This window comes from Escherichia ruysiae, from assembly GCF_031323975.1.
GTDB lineage: Bacteria > Pseudomonadota > Gammaproteobacteria > Enterobacterales > Enterobacteriaceae > Escherichia > Escherichia ruysiae.
In genome coordinates this window covers 3,730,352-3,747,175 of record NZ_JAVIWS010000001.1, presented here as the reverse complement: position 1 = coordinate 3,747,175, position 16,824 = coordinate 3,730,352, and the positions used below count along the sequence as shown (strand labels likewise).

15 protein-coding genes and 2 pseudogenes are annotated in these 16,824 nt (G+C 51.1%); 11 read left to right on the top strand and 6 right to left on the bottom strand.

Going from position 1 to position 16,824, the window contains the following annotated elements:
* Window positions 1-386 precede the first annotated feature (386 nt).
* Window positions 387-1,361: a porphobilinogen synthase gene (gene hemB / locus RGV86_RS18050; RefSeq protein WP_001295337.1), complete on the top strand. Its 975-nt coding sequence runs from the start codon at window positions 387-389 to the stop codon at window positions 1,359-1,361.
* Between the two features lie 208 nt (window positions 1,362-1,569).
* Here the strand turns inward: hemB and tauD are convergent, their stop codons facing one another.
* Genes tauD through tauA form a run of 4 tightly spaced genes read right to left on the bottom strand, consistent with a single transcriptional unit; the run spans window position 1,570 to window position 4,984 of the window.
* Entirely contained in the window at window positions 1,570-2,421 is an 852-nt protein-coding gene (gene tauD / locus RGV86_RS18045) for a taurine dioxygenase (protein WP_000004056.1), read from the bottom strand.
* The gene (gene tauC / locus RGV86_RS18040) at window positions 2,418-3,245 is read right to left on the bottom strand and encodes a taurine ABC transporter permease TauC (RefSeq protein WP_000114626.1); all 828 of its coding nucleotides are present in this window, start codon (window positions 3,243-3,245) and stop codon (window positions 2,418-2,420) included. The genes tauD and tauC overlap by 4 nt, the downstream gene beginning before the upstream one ends.
* Window positions 3,242-4,009 (bottom strand): taurine ABC transporter ATP-binding subunit, encoded by a 768-nt coding sequence (gene tauB / locus RGV86_RS18035; RefSeq protein ID WP_105281367.1) that lies wholly within the window; start codon window positions 4,007-4,009, stop codon window positions 3,242-3,244. Before tauB ends, tauC begins: the two co-directional genes overlap by 4 nt.
* A 12-nt stretch (window positions 4,010-4,021) precedes the next feature.
* Entirely contained in the window at window positions 4,022-4,984 is a 963-nt protein-coding gene (gene tauA / locus RGV86_RS18030; RefSeq protein WP_085460446.1) for a taurine ABC transporter substrate-binding protein, read from the bottom strand.
* 604 nt (window positions 4,985-5,588) lie between these two features.
* On the opposite strand from tauA, the pseudogene RGV86_RS22470 reads away from it, so the two are divergent.
* Window positions 5,589-6,014 (top strand): annotated as a pseudogene (locus RGV86_RS22470) (PIG-L deacetylase family protein); the annotation flags it as partial.
* Window positions 6,015-6,191: 177 nt separating this feature from the next.
* Here the strand turns inward: RGV86_RS22470 and RGV86_RS22465 are convergent.
* Complete coding sequence (locus RGV86_RS22465; protein WP_432758337.1) at window positions 6,192-6,260, bottom strand: hypothetical protein; 69 nt, start codon at window positions 6,258-6,260, stop codon at window positions 6,192-6,194.
* A 24-nt stretch (window positions 6,261-6,284) separates the two neighbouring features.
* On the opposite strand from RGV86_RS22465, the gene RGV86_RS18020 reads away from it, so the two are divergent.
* The 5 genes from RGV86_RS18020 (at window position 6,285) to frmA (ending at window position 10,436) form a co-directional block, all read left to right on the top strand.
* Window positions 6,285-7,481: a glycosyltransferase family 2 protein gene (locus RGV86_RS18020; RefSeq protein ID WP_000860450.1), complete on the top strand. Its 1,197-nt coding sequence runs from the start codon at window positions 6,285-6,287 to the stop codon at window positions 7,479-7,481.
* The gene (locus tag RGV86_RS18015) at window positions 7,447-8,040 is read left to right on the top strand and encodes an LbetaH domain-containing protein (RefSeq protein WP_249940735.1); all 594 of its coding nucleotides are present in this window, start codon (window positions 7,447-7,449) and stop codon (window positions 8,038-8,040) included. The genes RGV86_RS18020 and RGV86_RS18015 overlap by 35 nt, the downstream gene beginning before the upstream one ends.
* 1 nt (window position 8,041) lies before the next feature.
* Entirely contained in the window at window positions 8,042-8,815 is a 774-nt protein-coding gene (locus RGV86_RS18010) for a YaiO family outer membrane beta-barrel protein (RefSeq protein ID WP_085460444.1), read from the top strand.
* Window positions 8,816-9,016: 201 nt separating this feature from the next.
* Complete coding sequence (gene frmR, locus RGV86_RS18005; RefSeq protein ID WP_001141271.1) at window positions 9,017-9,292, top strand: formaldehyde-responsive transcriptional repressor FrmR; 276 nt, start codon at window positions 9,017-9,019, stop codon at window positions 9,290-9,292.
* A 34-nt stretch (window positions 9,293-9,326) separates the two neighbouring features.
* A complete protein-coding gene (gene frmA, locus RGV86_RS18000; protein ID WP_000842101.1) occupies window positions 9,327-10,436 on the top strand; it encodes an S-(hydroxymethyl)glutathione dehydrogenase in 1,110 nt (369 codons plus the stop codon).
* A 57-nt stretch (window positions 10,437-10,493) separates the two neighbouring features.
* Here the strand turns inward: frmA and RGV86_RS17995 are convergent, their stop codons facing one another.
* On the bottom strand, window positions 10,494-11,033 hold the full coding sequence (locus RGV86_RS17995; protein WP_001096713.1) for a DUF2058 domain-containing protein: 540 nt from the start codon (window positions 11,031-11,033) through the stop codon (window positions 10,494-10,496).
* Window positions 11,034-11,095: 62 nt separating this feature from the next.
* Between RGV86_RS17995 and RGV86_RS17990 the strand changes: the two are divergent.
* The 4 genes and pseudogenes from RGV86_RS17990 to lacY form a co-directional block, all read left to right on the top strand.
* Window positions 11,096-11,197, top strand: a pseudogene (locus tag RGV86_RS17990) (GlxA family transcriptional regulator); the annotation flags it as partial.
* A 27-nt stretch (window positions 11,198-11,224) separates the two neighbouring features.
* The gene (gene lacI, locus RGV86_RS17985; protein ID WP_137326111.1) at window positions 11,225-12,316 is read left to right on the top strand and encodes a DNA-binding transcriptional repressor LacI; all 1,092 of its coding nucleotides are present in this window, start codon (window positions 11,225-11,227) and stop codon (window positions 12,314-12,316) included.
* 122 nt (window positions 12,317-12,438) lie between these two features.
* A complete protein-coding gene (gene lacZ, locus RGV86_RS17980; RefSeq protein ID WP_085460443.1) occupies window positions 12,439-15,513 on the top strand; it encodes a beta-galactosidase in 3,075 nt (1,024 codons plus the stop codon).
* Window positions 15,514-15,530: 17 nt separating this feature from the next.
* Window positions 15,531-16,817 carry a lactose permease gene (lacY, locus tag RGV86_RS17975; RefSeq protein WP_309508464.1) on the top strand — a complete coding sequence of 429 codons (1,287 nt, stop codon included), beginning with the start codon at window positions 15,531-15,533 and terminating at the stop codon, window positions 16,815-16,817.
* The last annotated feature ends 7 nt before the right edge of the window (window positions 16,818-16,824 follow it).

Sequence of the window (16,824 nt, the reverse complement as noted above, 5' to 3'; positions counted from 1 at the left end):
CATATATGAATAACGTGTAAACACAGATCACAAAAACAGACAAAAACCTAACATTTCAATCTGTTAATGACAGCATTGATTTCAAAGTTATATACTCTACAAATATTACATCAGCAAATTAGACAAATAATGTATTAATAAACAATGAACTTTAAGTCATTCTATTTTTAACAGCGCAGTCAAACTCCCAAAAACAATAATCAGGGAGAATTAATAAAAATTAAAAATATTTTCAGTGAATATGAAAATATTGCTATTTATATTAAAAAGATGTCCAGGCCGGTCTTTCCTTCTCTTCTTGTCAACATCGCGACAACTTTCGTAAAACACCCCCGCCCTGCTTCAGGTATACTATGTCCCTCGATTCCACAAACATCAGGCAGACCATGACAGACTTAATCCAACGCCCTCGTCGCCTGCGCAAATCTCCTGCGCTGCGCGCTATGTTTGAAGAGACAACACTTAGCCTTAACGACCTGGTGTTGCCGATCTTTGTTGAAGAAGAAATTGACGACTACAAAGCCGTTGAAGCCATGCCGGGCGTAATGCGTATTCCAGAGAAACATCTGGCGCGCGAAATCGAACGTATCGCCAATGCCGGTATTCGGTCAGTAATGACTTTCGGCATCTCTCACCATACCGATGAAACGGGCAGCGATGCCTGGCGGGAAGATGGTCTGGTGGCGCGTATGTCACGCATTTGCAAGCAGACCGTGCCTGAAATGATCGTTATGTCAGACACCTGTTTCTGCGAATACACCTCTCACGGTCACTGCGGTGTGCTGTGCGAGCACGGCGTCGACAACGACGCGACCCTCGAAAATTTAGGCAAACAAGCAGTGGTCGCTGCTGCTGCGGGTGCAGACTTCATCGCCCCTTCCGCCGCAATGGACGGTCAGGTACAGGCGATTCGTCAGGCGCTGGACGCTGCGGGTTTTAAAGATACGGCGATCATGTCGTATTCGACCAAGTTCGCTTCCTCCTTTTATGGTCCGTTCCGTGAAGCTGCCGGAAGCGCATTAAAAGGTGACCGCAAAAGCTATCAGATGAACCCAATGAACCGTCGCGAAGCGATTCGTGAATCACTGCTGGATGAAGCTCAGGGCGCAGACTGCCTGATGGTTAAACCAGCCGGAGCGTACCTGGACATCGTGCGTGAGCTGCGTGAACGTACTGAACTGCCGATTGGCGCGTATCAGGTAAGCGGCGAGTACGCGATGATTAAGTTCGCCGCGCTGGCGGGTGCTATAGATGAAGAGAAAGTAGTGCTCGAAAGCTTAGGTTCGATTAAGCGTGCGGGTGCGGATCTGATTTTCAGCTACTTTGCGCTGGATCTGGCTGAGAAGAAGATTCTGCGTTAATTTTGTTTCCTCTCAGAAAGGGGGAGTTAACCTGTTGAAAGTACGGTGAACGCCCCCTCACCCTAACCCTCTCCCCAAGGGGGCGAGGGGACCGTCCGCACTCGCTTCATCTATATCACCGTTCTTTCGCCGCTCAAGGGGACCGTCCGTATTCGTTTTATCTAAATCACCGTTCTTTCGCCACACGAGGGGACCGTCCGCGCTCGTTTCACCCCGCCCGATAAAACGGTTTATCCCCGAGGATCGTCGCCCGATGCATAATCCGCCGCTGTGGCAGATAATCTGCATTCGCATAGTGCTGAGTCACGCGGTTATCCCAAATCGCGATATCATTTGGCTGCCAGCGCCAGCGCACCTGAAACTCCGGTTTGGTGATATGGGTAAATAAAAAGCCTAGCAAGGCTTCGCTCTCTTTCTCACTGACATCGACAATTCGCGTGGTAAATCCTTCATTAACAAACAACGCCTGTTTACCGCTCACCGGATGCGTTCGCACCACCGGATGTAGTAAAGGAGGATTTTTCGCTGCCGCCTCGCGCCAGCGTTGATGCTCCTCCTCCGTTTTGCGGTATTTGTATTCCGGGAACGATTTACGGAAATCATGCTCCGCGCGCAGCCCGCTCAACAACTGACGGAAGGGAACAGAGAGCGCCTCATACGCCGCAATACCACTGGTCCATAGCGTATCGCCCCCGGTTGATGGTAACTCTTTCGCTGCCAGTATCGCTCCCGCTGGCGGCGTCTCAATAAATGTCACATCGGTGTGCCAGTTGTCGTTATCCGGCGGATTATCGTTATGGGTATCCAGTACGATAATCTCCTCAACCCCTTCGGCATGAGGGTAAACAGGATGAATATGTAGCTCGCCAAAACGCTGGGCCAGCGCGCGTTGCTGCTGTGGCGAAATGCCTTGTTCACGCAGAAACACCACCTGATGGCGCAACACCGCATGGTAAAGCTGTTCAAACTGATTATCACTTAACGGACGCGTCAGGTCGGCACCCGAAATTTGTGCGCCGATATACGGCCCCAGCGGGGTAATGCTCAGACGTTCACTCATTGTACTTCTCCATGCCAGGGCGTCAGGCGGCGCTGTAACGCACGCAGACCCAGTTCTAAAAGAAAGGCGATAATCGCAATCACCGCGATCCCCGCCAGCACCACGTCAGTTGCGAGAAATTCACCCGCTGACTGAACCATAAAACCTAAGCCTCGCGTCGCGGCAATCAGCTCCGCCGCCACCAGCGTAGACCAGCCAACCCCCAGACCAATACGTAATCCGGTGAGAATTTCCGGCAGCGCGCCAGGCAGAATGACAAACCACAGCACCTGCGTGCGACTGGCGCCCAGCGACTGCGCGGCACGAACGCGAACCTGCTGCACGCTTTTCACCCCCGCCAGCGCCGACATCGCCACCGGTGCAAAAATCGCTAAATAGATCAGTAAGATCTTCGAGGTTTCACCAATACCAAACCAGATCACCATCAGCGGCAAATAGGCCAGCGGCGGCACCGGGCGATACAGTTCAATTACCGGATCCAGAATGCCGCGCACCGTCGGGCTTAGCCCCATGGCGATCCCAACCGGAATGCCGATTAACACCGCCGCAAGTAGCGCCAGCACAATGCGCGTCAGGCTGGCTGCCAGATGCTGCCACAGCGTGGCGTCCATAAATCCTTGCGTTCCGGCAATGGTGAGCAGTTTTGCCAGTACCTGTTGCGGCGGCGGCAAAAACAGCGGGCTAATCAGTTGCAGCGCCGCCACTGCCCACCATAAAGTCAGTAAAACCGCTAGTGTGCCAATGCTTAAAGTCACCTGACGCGAGAGCGGCCAGCGCAATTTCAGCCGACGCGAATGCATTTTTTCATTAATAAGCACACTCATGAGAACGCCTCTCGTTGCTCAAATACGCGGCTTAAAACATATTCGCGCATGGCGATGAATTGTGGATCGGACTTGATGCTGCGGCTCGACTCACCCGCAACAAAGCGGCGGGCGAAGTTGAGCCGCAGACGCTCCAGCACACGACCCGGCCCCGGTGAAAGCAGAACCAGTTCGGTCGCCATAAACACCGCTTCTTCTATATCATGGGTAATCAACAACACCTGCTTGCCTGTCTCCTGCCAGAGTTTCAGCAGCAGTATTTGCATCTGGTCGCGGGTGAAGGCGTCCAGCGCGCCAAACGGTTCGTCGAGTAATAACATCCGGGGATTAGCCGCCAGCGCGCGGGCAATCCCTACCCGCTGACGCTGACCGCCGGAAAGCTGCCAGATGTCGCGTTTTTCTGCACCTTCCAGGCCGACTTTTTTCAGCATTTGGTGAGCGATTTCCAGACGTTGCTTTTTCTCCATCCCCGCCAGTTGCAGGCCGAACGCCACGTTATCCTGCACATTACGCCACGGCAGCAGCCCTTCATTCTGAAAAACCACCCCGCGCTCTGCACCCGGTCCCTCGATACGCTTGCCCGCCAGTTGAATGCTGCCTTGCTGATAATGCACAAAACCGGCAATCAGATTCAGTAAGGTGGTTTTGCCACAGCCAGACGGCCCCAGCACCACCAGCAGTTCGCCGCTTTCCAGCGTCAGATTGATATCTTCCAGCGCCGGTTTACCGCCATAATCGGCATAGAGATGAGAGATTTGCAGCATTCGCGCCTCCTTTTATTGCACGAAGCGCGAGGTAACGTACTGGCTGTAATCATTCGCCACGGCGGGAACTTTACCCTGCTCTTTCAAAAACTGCGCGGTGTCGATGATCGCTTTGTTCACCGCTCCGGTCAGTTCTGCCGTTTGCTGCTGCGGCGTCAGATAGGTATTTCCCTTGACCAGCCCCGGTACGTCAGCTTCCGGTACACCGCTCAAGCGCGCCAGTTTGCTGATGTTTTCCGGCTGTTTCAGCCACGCGTCCGGATTCGCAATGTACGGTTGCTGGGCATCGATGGCGCTTTTAGCGAACGCTTTCACCACCTCAGGATGTTTCTGGGCAAAATCTTTGCGCACTACCCAAACGTCCAGCGTCGGCGCGCCCCACCGCCCGACCTGTTCTGAGTCTGTCAACACCTTGCCGTCTTTTTCCAGCGCATTAACCGCAGGTGCCCAGACATAAGCGCCATCAATATCTCCCCGTTGCCAGGCGGCAATAATCGCTGGCGGTTGCAGGTTCACAATCTCCACTTGTCCGGGTTTAATGCCCCAGTGTTTCAACGCTGCCAGCAGGCTGTAGTGCGTGGTGGAGATAAACGGCACGGCGATGCGTTTGCCAATCAGATCTTCGGGTTTGCTGATGTTTTTCTTAACTACCAGCGCCTCGGAGTTACCCAGTTTTGACGCCAGCAAGAAAACTTCAATCGGCACCTGCTGGCTGGCAGCAACCGCTAACGGGCTGGAACCGAGATTACCGATTTGCACGTCGCCAGAAGCCAGCGCCCGAACGATGCTGGCTCCGCTGTCAAACTTGCGCCAGTCCACGGTCGCCCCGCTCTCTTTGGCAAAGGTGTTATCAGCCTGAGCCACTTTCGCCGGTTCGGCGGAGGTTTGATACGCCACGGTGACGTTCACCGCCTGCGCCTGAAAAGTGATGAATGCCAGTGTGGCAAGAAGTGTGTTACGCGATGAAATTGCCATAATTGTCTGCTCCCCTGTCTTGTTATGAGAGCAGTATTCGCGGAGAAAGATATTTGATAAAAGAATTAATCATTATGGACAATATGTTTTTATTCTTAGCAAAAAAATGGCAAACGATAGATGAGTTATGCATTTACCAACCGTTTTCCTACAAAGCAATGCCACATTTACTTTTATATACGAATAAAAATTCAAACAATAAAAATTTATTTCACCCTCCACCAACCAGACAACCAATAATAAATATATATATTATTTTTATTTTATATAATGCAATCTTCAAAACCTCTTTGCCATACCAATTCATTCATAAAACGAATATAAAAAGTAATGGTTGATAGAAGATATTTTTTAAATGCAATTAATTGACAAACTAAATCACATCTAAATACAATATGTAAAAAATATAATCACGCTCACAAAACACACAAATGTTTAACATATGATGCACACAAATCAAACTTATACCGCTTACGGCCCTCCGGGCATTAATTGACCTGTTCTCAGGATTATTCTTTTTTTACCGCGTGTCATTTTTAACATCTGAGTATGTTGCAGAGGGTTGCCGCTCTGCATTCGTCGCGCTTTCAGCATAATAATTACAATGGAGTGTCATGAATTGGATAAGGTTTTAAATTCTGCGTTGCATTCTTCAGCAGAAAAGAGGAAAGGTATTCTTGCGATTGGTGCGCATCCTGACGATATTGAATTAGGTTGTGGCGCATCGCTTGCTCGTCTTGCGCAGAAAGGATTTTATATCACCGCCGTTGTCATGACTGCTGGCGATTCGGGTGTAAGCGAAATCATCGATCGTCATGAAGAATCTCGCGAAGCATTAAAGATGTTGGGGTGTCAGAAAACTATTCATCTTAATTTTTCAGACACCCGTACACATCTGCAACTCAATGATATGATTTCCTCCCTGGAAGATATTATTAAAAATCAAATTCCCGCTGATGTAGAAATCATACGGGTATATACCATGCATGATGCTGACCGCCATCAGGATCATCTGGCAGTTTATCAGGCATCAATGGTTGCCTGCCGCACTATTCCACAGATCCTCGGCTATGAAACGCCAAGCACCTGGCTTTCATTTATGCCCCAGGTTTTTGAATCCGTAAAAGAAGAATATTTTACCGTAAAACTTGCAGCGTTAAAAAAACATAAAAGCCAGGAGCGACGTGATTATATGCGTCATGAACGTTTACGTGCTGTTGCACAATTTCGCGGACAACAGGTCAATAGTGATCTGGGTGAAGGCTTTGTTATTCATAAAATGATTCTTTGAGCAGACTTAATGAAAACCTGGATCTTTATATTTATGGCCGTAGCAATATTGCTATGGTTTTTGAGTACGTTAAGGCGTAAGCCCAGCCAAAAGAAAGGCTGTATTGACGCGATTATTCCTGCCTATAACGAAGGCCCCTGTCTGGCACAATCACTGGATAATCTGCTGCGCAATCCTTATTTTTGCCGGGTAATTTGTGTTAACGACGGCTCCACGGATAATACCGAAGCGGTAATGGCGGAAGTCAAACGCAAATGGGGCGACCGCTTTGTTGCTGTTACGCAAAAAAATACCGGCAAAGGCGGCGCTCTGATGAACGGCCTGAACTACGCCACCTGCGACCAGGTTTTTTTAAGCGATGCTGACACCTATGTTCCGCCCGATAAAGACGGAATGGGTTATATGCTGGCGGAAATTGAGCGCGGCGCTGATGCCGTCGGCGGCATTCCTTCCACAGCGTTAAAAGGCGCAGGTTTGCTGCCTCATATTCGCGCCACGGTAAAACTGCCGATGATCGTTATGAAGCGCACGCTACAACAGCTTTTGGGCGGCGCGCCCTTTATTATCAGCGGTGCCTGTGGGATGTTCCGTACCGATGTATTGCGTAAATTTGGTTTCTCGGATCGTACCAAAGTCGAAGATCTGGATCTCACCTGGACGTTGGTCGCCAATGGTTACCGCATTCGTCAGGCGAATCGCTGTATTGTATACCCTCAGGAATGCAACAACCCGCGTGAGGAGTGGCGTCGCTGGCGGCGCTGGATTGTGGGTTACGCGGTCTGTATGCGTCTGCATAAAAGGCTTTTATTTAGCCGTTTCGGCATCTTCAGTATTTTCCCTATGCTGTTGGTCGTGCTCTATGGCGTTGGGATTTATCTAACCACCTGGTTTAATGAATTAATCACCACCGGGCCACATGGCGTGGTACTGGCCATGTTTCCGCTTATCTGGGTCGGCGTAGTTTGTGTTATTGGTGCTTTTAGCGCCTGGTTTCATCGTTGCTGGTTGTTGGTGCCTTTAGCGCCACTTTCCGTTGTGTATGTATTATTAGCTTATGCCATCTGGATTATTTATGGACTTATTGCCTTTTTTACTGGACGCGAACCTCAGCGCGACAAACCCACCCGTTATTCCGCACTGGTGGAAGCGCCAACCGCTTATTCCCAACCTTCTGTCGCAGGAACTGAAAAGCTATCTGAAGCTTAATGTTAAAGAGAAAAATATTCAGATTGCTGACCAGGTGATTATTGATGAAAGTGCCGGTGAAGTTGTTATCGGTGCCAATACCCGTATTTGCCACGGTGTGGTTATTCAAGGGCCGGTAGTGATTGGTACAAACTGCCTGATAGGTAATTATGCGTTTATTCGCCCCGGTACGGTAATCAACAATGGCGTAAAAATTGGTTTTGCCACTGAAATCAAAAATGCGGTTATTGAGGCGGAAGCGATGATTGGACCGCAATGCTTTATTGCCGATTCCGTTGTTGCAAGCCAGGCATATTTGGGCGCACAGGTGCGTACCAGTAACCATCGACTGGATGAACAGCCAGTATCGGTTCGCACCCCAGAGGGTATTATCGCTACCGGCTGCGATAAATTAGGTTGTTATATTGGTCAGCGTTCACGTCTTGGCGTGCAGGTAATTATTTTACCTGGCCGAATTATTTCGCCAAACACGCAACTTGGCCCGCGCGTTATTGTAGAACGCAATTTACCTACCGGAAATTATTCACTCCGGCAAGAACTTATCCGTACAGGAGATTAAAATGATAAAACGGACGTTATTAGCAGCGGCAATCTTTAGCGCATTGCCCGCTTATGCCGGGTTAACTTCTATTACCGCAGGCTACGATTTTACCGATTATTCTGGCGATCATGGCAACCGTAATTTAGCGTATGCTGAACTGGTGGCGAAAGTTGAAAACGCAACGCTGCTTTTTAATCTTTCCCAGGGGCGTCGTGATTATGAGACTGAACGTTTCAATGCCACACGCGGTCAGGGCGCTGTCTGGTACAAATGGAATAACTGGCTGACAACCCGCACGGGTATTGCCTTTGCCGATAATACACCGGTCTTTGCCCGCCAGGATTTTCGTCAGGATATTAACCTGGCTTTGCTGCCAAAAACGCTGTTCACGACTGGTTATCGCTACACTAAATATTACGATGATGTTGAAGTCGATGCCTGGCAAGGCGGCGTATCGCTCTACACTGGCCCGGTGATCACCAGCTATCGCTATACCCATTATGACTCCAGCGATGCTGGCGGCAGTTACAGCAATATGATTTCCTTGCGTCTGAATGACCCTCGCGGCGGCGGTTATACTCAACTTTGGCTTAGTCGTGGGACGGGAGCTTACACCTACGACTGGTCTCCGGAGACGCGTCACGGCAGCATGAAGAGCGCCAGTTTACAACGTATTCAACCGTTGACTGAGCAACTGAATCTGGGGCTGACTGCCGGTAAAGTGTGGTATGACACGCCGACCGATGATTATAACGGCCTGCAATTCGCTGCCAATCTGACATGGAAATTTTGATTCCTTCCGCCGCCTGCTATCCGGGCGGCAATCCCACGAGATTAGCGCCCAAACACTCTTCTTTCCTCTTCGTTTCCTCCAGATATCACCCACATTCATCGGATAAATTTTATTCTCCAGTGTTATATACTATAGGGGGGTATGCATTGACATATAGCATACCCCCCTATAGTATATTGCGTACAGATGATGAGGTGCGAAATGCCCAGTACTCCGGAAGAGAAGAAAAAGGTGCTTACTCGAGTTCGTCGTATTCGGGGGCAGATTGATGCTCTGGAACGGTCACTGGAAGGTGATGCCGAATGCCGTGCCATACTCCAGCAGATCGCTGCCGTTCGGGGCGCGGCTAACGGGCTGATGGCAGAAGTGCTTGAAAGCCATATCCGGGAAACGTTTGACCGAAATGACTGCTATAGCCGCGAAGTCAGCCAATCCGTTGATGACACGATTGAACTGGTTCGTGCCTATCTTAAATAGCAGAAACCACTACCCTATTGAGGAAAAGCGAAATATGAAATCACGTGCTGCCGTTGCATTTGCTCCCGGTAAACCACTGGAAATCGTTGAAATTGACGTAGCGCCACCGAAGAAAGGTGAAGTGCTGATTAAAGTCACTCATACCGGCGTCTGCCATACTGATGCATTTACCCTCTCCGGCGATGACCCGGAAGGTGTATTCCCGGTCGTTCTCGGTCACGAAGGGGCTGGCGTTGTGGTTGAAGTCGGTGAAGGCGTGACCAGCGTTAAACCTGGCGACCATGTGATCCCGCTTTACACCGCAGAGTGCGGCGAGTGCGAATTCTGTCGTTCCGGTAAAACCAACCTCTGTGTCGCGGTTCGCGAAACCCAGGGCAAAGGTCTGATGCCAGACGGCACAACACGTTTTTCTTACAACGGGCAACCGCTTTATCACTACATGGGCTGTTCCACCTTCAGTGAATATACCGTGGTCGCGGAAGTGTCTCTGGCAAAAATTAACCCAGAAGCAAACCATGAACACGTCTGCCTGCTGGGCTGTGGCGTCACCACCGGCATTGGCGCAGTACACAACACCGCTAAAGTTCAACCTGGTGATTCCGTTGCCGTATTCGGTCTTGGTGCGATTGGTCTGGCGGTTGTTCAGGGCGCTCGTCAGGCGAAAGCGGGACGGATTATCGCTATCGACACTAACCCGAAGAAATTCGATCTGGCGCGTCGCTTCGGTGCCACCGACTGCATTAATCCGAATGACTACGACAAACCGATTAAAGATGTCCTGCTGGATATCAACAAATGGGGTATCGACCATACCTTTGAGTGCATCGGCAACGTCAATGTGATGCGCGCGGCGTTGGAAAGTGCTCACCGTGGCTGGGGTCAGTCGGTGATCATCGGTGTGGCTGGCGCCGGTCAGGAAATCTCAACCCGTCCATTCCAGTTGGTCACCGGTCGCGTATGGAAAGGTTCCGCGTTTGGCGGCGTGAAAGGTCGTTCCCAGTTGCCGGGTATGGTTGAAGATGCGATGAAAGGTAATATCGACCTGGAGCCGTTTGTAACGCATACCATGAGTCTGGATGAAATTAATGACGCCTTTGAATTAATGCATGAAGGCAAATCAATTCGAACCGTGATCCGTTATTAATATCCCGCACGTAACGAACCGTCGCCATCCTGTTCGCGGATGGTGACGGACATATAATTACCACATCAAATCATCAGGCACCTTAAAGTCGGCATACGGATCGTCTTCATCCTGCTCTTCGGCGCTGAGTGCACTGTGCAACACAATACTGCTGGCATCACGTTGGGCGATTTTGTCGGCAACGCTTGCCGGAATAATGGCGTATTCACCTTCACTATTGCCGTCAGTAACCAAACGGGCAATTGCCAGGCGGCCATTAATCAACTGCGTTTGCGTGAGCTTATCTACAAAAATTTTCTTAATCAGATTGCCGTCGGTGAAGTTAAAACCGATATCGCCATTAGCAATGGTGATACGGTTCATTTCAATAAGCTGCTTCACCTGGGCTTTATATTCTTTCGCTAATGCCGCTTGTTTTTGTTGTTCACTAAGCTGTTTATCACGCTCAAGCTGTGCCTTTTTATTTTCTTCTACCGCCGCCCGTGCTTCACGCGCCTGAACACGCGATTTTTTCGCCGTTCTCTCGACCTTCGCCGCTTTTTTGCTGGTGACTAATCCTGCTTTGAGCAACTGCTCTTGTAAGGTAAGTTTTGCCATCTTTATTTCCAAACCCGCTGAATAATTTTTGCGAGTATACCTGTAAATACAGTGAGTGTATCGAAGTGGGCTTTCTCTCTCCTGTGACCTGGCGTCAGCATTTTAAATTTCACTTTGGTGTCAGCCCTGCCGGGTGGCGCAAAACCTTCCGTGGTATGGCATGATAACGCCCGGAAGAGAGTCAATTCAGGATGGTGAATGTGAAACCAGTAACGCTATACGATGTCGCCGAGTATGCCGGAGTCTCTTATCAGACCGTTTCCCGCGTGGTAAATCAGGCCAGCCACGTTTCTGCGAAAACGCGGGAAAAAGTGGAAGCGGCAATGGCGGAGCTGAATTACATTCCCAACCGCGTGGCACAGCAACTAGCGGGCAAACAGTCGTTGCTGATTGGCGTTGCCACTTCCAACCTGGCGCTTCATGCGCCTTCACAAATTGTTGCGGCAATTAAATCCCGCGCCGATCAACTCGGTGCCAGCGTAGTGGTATCAATGGTGGAACGCAGTGGCGTCGAAGCCTGTAAAGCGGCGGTTCATAATCTTCTCGCACAACGCGTCAGCGGCCTGATTATCAACTATCCCCTGGATGAACAAGATGCCATCGCCGTAGAGGCAGCCTGCGGCCACGTGCCGGTTTTGTTTCTTGATGTCTCCGACAAATCCCCCATTAACAGCATTATTTTTTCCCATGATGACGGCGCACGGCTCGGCGTGGAACATCTGGTCGCGTTGGGTCACCAGCAAATTGCGCTGTTGGCGGGTCCATTAAGTTCTGTCTCGGCGCGTCTGCGTCTGGCGGGCTGGCACAAATATCTCGATTGCAATCAACTACAGCCAATAGCGGAGCTTGAGGGTGACTGGAGCGCCATGTCTGGTTTTCAACAAACCATACAGATGCTGAATGAGGGCATTACCCCCACCGCAATGCTGGTTGCTAACGATCAGATGGCGCTGGGTGCAATGCGCGCCATTACCGAGTCAGGGCTGCGCGTTGGTGCGGATATCTCAGTGGTGGGGTATGACGATACCGAAGACAGCTCGTGTTATATCCCACCGTTAACCACCATTAAACAGGATTTTCGCCTGCTGGGGCAGACCAGCGTGGATCGCTTGCTGCAACTCTCTCAGGGTCAGGCGGTGAAGGGAAATCAGCTATTGCCCGTATCACTGGTGACACGTAAAACCACCCTGCCACCCAATACGCAAACCGCCTCTCCCCGCGCGTTGGCGGATTCATTAATGCAGCTGGCACGGCAAATTTCCCGGCTGGAAACCGGGCAGTGAGCGCAACACAATTAATGTGAGTCAGCTCACTCATTAAGCACCCCAGGCTTTACACTCTATGCTTCTGGCTCGTATGTTGTGTGAAATTGTGAGCGGATAACAATTTCACACAGGATACAGCAATGACCATGATTACGGATTCACTGGCCGTCGTATTACAACGTCGTGACTGGGAAAACCCTGGCGTTACCCAACTCAACCGCCTTGCGGCGCATCCCCCTTTCGCCAGCTGGCGAAATAGTGAAGAAGCCCGCGAGAATTGCCCTTCCCGCCAGTTGCGCAGTCTGAATGGCAAATGGCAATTTGCCTGGTTTCCCGCCCCAGACGCGGTGCCAGAAAGCTGGCTGGAGTGCGATCTTCCTGACGCCGATACAGTCCCCGTCCCCTCAAACTGGCAGATGCACGGTTACGACGCGCCCATCTACACTAACGTAACCTATCCCATTGCGGTCAATCCGCCGTTTGTTCCCGCAGAGAATCCGACGGGCTGTTACTCGCTCACATTTAATATTGATGAAAGCTGGCTACAGGAAGGCCAGACGCGGATTATCTTTGATGGCGTTAACTCAGCATTCCATTTGTGGTGCAACGGACGCTGGGTCGGTTACGGGCAGGACAGCCGTTTGCCGTCTGAATTTGACCTGAGCAACTTTTTACGCGCCGGAGAAAACCGCCTCGCGGTGATGGTGCTGCGCTGGAGTGACGGCAGTTATCTGGAAGATCAGGATATGTGGCGGATGAGCGGCATTTTCCGCGACGTCTCGCTGCTGCACAAACCGACCACGCAAATCAGCAATTTCCATGTTGCTACCCATTTTAATGACGATTTCAGCCGTGCCGTTCTCGACGCTGAAGTCCGCATGTGTGGCGAACTGCGCGACGATCTGCGGGTAACGGTATCCTTATGGCAGGGGGAAACGCAGGTCGCCAGCGGCACCGCGCCTTTCGGCGGTGAAATTATCGATGAGCGCGGTGGTTATGCCGATCGCGTCACACTACGTCTGAACGTCGAAAGCCCGGCGTTGTGGAGCGCAGAAACCCCGAACCTTTACCGTGCGGTAGTTGAACTGCACACCGTCGACGGCGCGCTGATTGAAGCAGAAGCCTGCGATGTCGGTTTCCGCGAGGTGCGGATTGAAAATGGCCTGCTGCTGCTGAACGGCAAGCCGTTGCTGATTCGCGGCGTTAACCGTCACGAGCATCATCCTCTGCATGGTCAGGTCATGGATGAGCAGACGATGGTGCAGGATATCCTGCTGATGAAGCAGAACAACTTTAACGCCGTGCGCTGTTCGCATTATCCGAACCATCCACTGTGGTACACGCTGTGCGACCGCTACGGCCTGTATGTGGTGGATGAAGCTAATATTGAAACTCACGGTATGGTGCCGATGAACCGCCTGACAGATGATCCGCAGTGGCTGCCCGCGATGAGCGAGCGCGTAACGCGGATGGTGCAGCGCGATCGTAATCACCCGAGCGTAATTATCTGGTCGCTGGGTAATGAATCAGGCCACGGCGCTAATCACGACGCGCTGTATCGCTGGATCAAATCCGTCGATCCTTCCCGCCCGGTACAGTATGAAGGCGGCGGTGCAGACACCTCCGCAACCGATATTATTTGCCCGATGTACGCGCGCGTGGATGAAGATCAACCCTTCCCGGCAGTACCGAAATGGTCAATCAAAAAATGGCTTTCGCTGCCAGGTGAGTTACGCCCGCTGATCCTCTGCGAATACGCCCACGCGATGGGTAACAGTCTTGGCGGCTTCGCTAAATACTGGCAGGCGTTTCGTCAGTACCCACGTTTACAGGGCGGCTTCGTCTGGGACTGGGTGGATCAGTCACTGATTAAATATGATGAAAACGGCAACCCGTGGTCGGCTTACGGCGGTGATTTTGGCGATACACCGAACGATCGCCAGTTCTGTATGAACGGTCTGGTCTTTGCCGATCGCACGCCGCATCCGGCGCTGACAGAAGCAAAACACCAACAGCAGTTTTTCCAGTTCCGTTTATCCGGGCGAATCATCGAAGTGACCAGCGAATACCTGTTCCGTCATAGCGATAACGAAATTCTGCACTGGTCGGTGGCACTGGATGGCAAGCCGCTGGCAAGTGGCGAAGTGCCTCTGACTGTCGCTCCACAAGGTAAACAGTTGATTGAGCTGCCTGAACTGCCACAGCCGGAGAGCGCCGGACAACTCTGGCTCACAGTGCGCGTAGTGCAACCGAACGCGACCGCATGGTCAGAAGCCGGACACATCAGCGCCTGGCAACAGTGGCGTCTGGCGGAAAACCTTAGTGTGACGCCCCTCTCCGCGCCCCACTCCTCCCCGCAATTGACCACCAGCGAAACGGATTTTTGCATCGGGCTGGGTAATAAACGTTGGCAATTTAACCGGCAGTCAGGTCTTCTTTCACAGATGTGGATTGGCGATGAAAAACAACTGCTGACGCCGCTGCGCGATCAGTTCACCCGTGCGCCGCTGGATAACGACATTGGCGTGAGTGAAGCGACCCGCATTGACCCGAACGCCTGGGTAGAACGCTGGAAAGCAGCAGGACATTACCAGGCCGAAGCGGCGTTGTTGCAGTGCACGGCAGATACGCTTGCCGACGCGGTGCTGATTACGACTGTCCACGCCTGGCTGCATCAGGGGAAAACCTTATTTATCAGCCGCAAAACCTACCGTATTGATGGTCGTGGTCAAATGACGATTACCGTCGATGTTGAAGTGGCAAGCGATACACCGCATCCGGCGCGGATTGGCCTGACCTGCCAACTGGCACAGGTCGCAGAGCGGGTTAACTGGCTGGGGCTGGGGCCGCAAGAAAACTATCCCGACCGCCTTACTGCGGCCTGTTTTGACCGCTGGGATCTGCCATTGTCTGACATGTATACCCCATACGTCTTCCCAGGCGAAAACGGTCTGCGCTGCGGGACGCGCGAATTGAATTATGGCTCACACCAGTGGCGCGGCGACTTCCAGTTCAATATCAGCCGCTATAGCCAACAACAACTGATGGAAACCAGCCATCGCCATCTGCTGCACGCAGAAGAAGGCAGTTGGCTGAATATCGACGGTTTCCATATGGGGATTGGTGGCGACGACTCCTGGAGCCCGTCAGTGTCGGCAGAATACCAACTGAGTGCTGGTCGCTACCATTACCAGTTGGTCTGGCGTCAAAAATAATAATAACCGGGCAGGCCATGTCTGCCCGTATTTCGCGTAAGGAAATCCATTATGTTCTATCTAAAAAACACAAACTTTTGGATGTTCGGCTTATTCTTTTTCTTTTACTTTTTTATCATGGGAGCCTACTCCCGTTTTTCCCGATTTGGCTACATGACATCAACCATATCAGCAAAAGTGATACGGGTATTATTTTTGCCGCTATTTCTCTATTCTCTCTGTTATTCCAACCGCTGTTTGGCTTGCTTTCTGACAAACTTGGGCTGCGCAAATATCTGCTATGGATTATTACCGGCATGTTAGTGATGTTTGCGCCATTCTTTATTTTTATCTTTGGCCCGCTGTTACAATACAATATTTTATTGGGTTCGGTTGTTGGCGGTATTTATCTTGGTTTTTGTTTTAACGCCGGTGCGCCAGCAGTAGAAGCATTTATCGAGAAGGTCAGCCGTCGCAGTAATTTCGAATTTGGTCGCGCGCGAATGTTTGGCTGCGTTGGCTGGGCGCTGTGTGCCTCGATTGTCGGCATCATGTTCACCATCAACAACCAGTTTGTTTTCTGGCTGGGTTCTGGCTGTGCACTCATCCTCGCTGTATTGCTCTTTTTCGCCAAAACAGATGCCCCTTCTTCCGCCACGGTTGCCAATGCCGTAGGTGCCAACCATTCGGCATTTAGCCTTAAACTGGCGCTGGAACTGTTCAGACAGCCAAAGCTGTGGTTTTTGTCACTGTATGTTATTGGCGTTTCCTGCACCTACGATGTTTTTGACCAACAGTTTGCTAATTTCTTTACTTCGTTCTTTGCCACCGGTGAGCAAGGTACGCGGGTATTTGGCTATGTCACAACAATGGGCGAATTACTTAACGCCTCGATTATGTTCTTTGCGCCACTGATCATTAATCGCATCGGTGGGAAAAACGCCTTGCTGCTGGCTGGCACCATTATGTCTGTACGTATTATTGGCTCATCGTTCGCCACCTCGGCGCTGGAAGTGGTTATTCTAAAAACGCTGCATATGTTTGAAGTCCCGTTCCTGCTGGTGGGCTGCTTTAAATATATTACCAGCCAGTTTGAAGTGCGTTTTTCAGCGACGATTTATCTGGTCTGTTTCTGCTTCTTTAAGCAACTGGCGATGATTTTTATGTCTGTACTGGCGGGCAATATGTATGAAAGCATCGGTTTCCAGGGCGCGTATCTGGTGCTAGGTCTGGTGGCGCTGGGCTTCACCTTAATTTCCGTGTTCACGCTCAGCGGCCCCGGCCCGCTTTCTCTGCTGCGTCGACAGGTGAATGAAGTCGCTTAAGCAATCA

Coding starts and splice junctions, on each gene's coding strand:
- frmA (WP_000842101.1), top strand. CDS start 9,327: ATGAAATCACGTGCTGCCGTTGCATTTGCTCCCGGTAAACCACTGGAA.
- lacI (WP_137326111.1), top strand. CDS start 11,225: ATGGTGAATGTGAAACCAGTAACGCTATACGATGTCGCCGAGTATGCC.
- lacY (WP_309508464.1), top strand. CDS start 15,531: ATGTCTGCCCGTATTTCGCGTAAGGAAATCCATTATGTTCTATCTAAA.
- RGV86_RS18020 (WP_000860450.1), top strand. CDS start 6,285: ATGAAAACCTGGATCTTTATATTTATGGCCGTAGCAATATTGCTATGG.
- tauD (WP_000004056.1), bottom strand. CDS start 2,421: ATGAGTGAACGTCTGAGCATTACCCCGCTGGGGCCGTATATCGGCGCA.
- tauC (WP_000114626.1), bottom strand. CDS start 3,245: ATGAGTGTGCTTATTAATGAAAAAATGCATTCGCGTCGGCTGAAATTG.
- RGV86_RS18010 (WP_085460444.1), top strand. CDS start 8,042: ATGATAAAACGGACGTTATTAGCAGCGGCAATCTTTAGCGCATTGCCC.
- lacZ (WP_085460443.1), top strand. CDS start 12,439: ATGACCATGATTACGGATTCACTGGCCGTCGTATTACAACGTCGTGAC.
- frmR (WP_001141271.1), top strand. CDS start 9,017: ATGCCCAGTACTCCGGAAGAGAAGAAAAAGGTGCTTACTCGAGTTCGT.
- tauA (WP_085460446.1), bottom strand. CDS start 4,984: ATGGCAATTTCATCGCGTAACACACTTCTTGCCACACTGGCATTCATC.
- hemB (WP_001295337.1), top strand. CDS start 387: ATGACAGACTTAATCCAACGCCCTCGTCGCCTGCGCAAATCTCCTGCG.
- RGV86_RS17995 (WP_001096713.1), bottom strand. CDS start 11,033: ATGGCAAAACTTACCTTACAAGAGCAGTTGCTCAAAGCAGGATTAGTC.
- tauB (WP_105281367.1), bottom strand. CDS start 4,009: ATGCTGCAAATCTCTCATCTCTATGCCGATTATGGCGGTAAACCGGCG.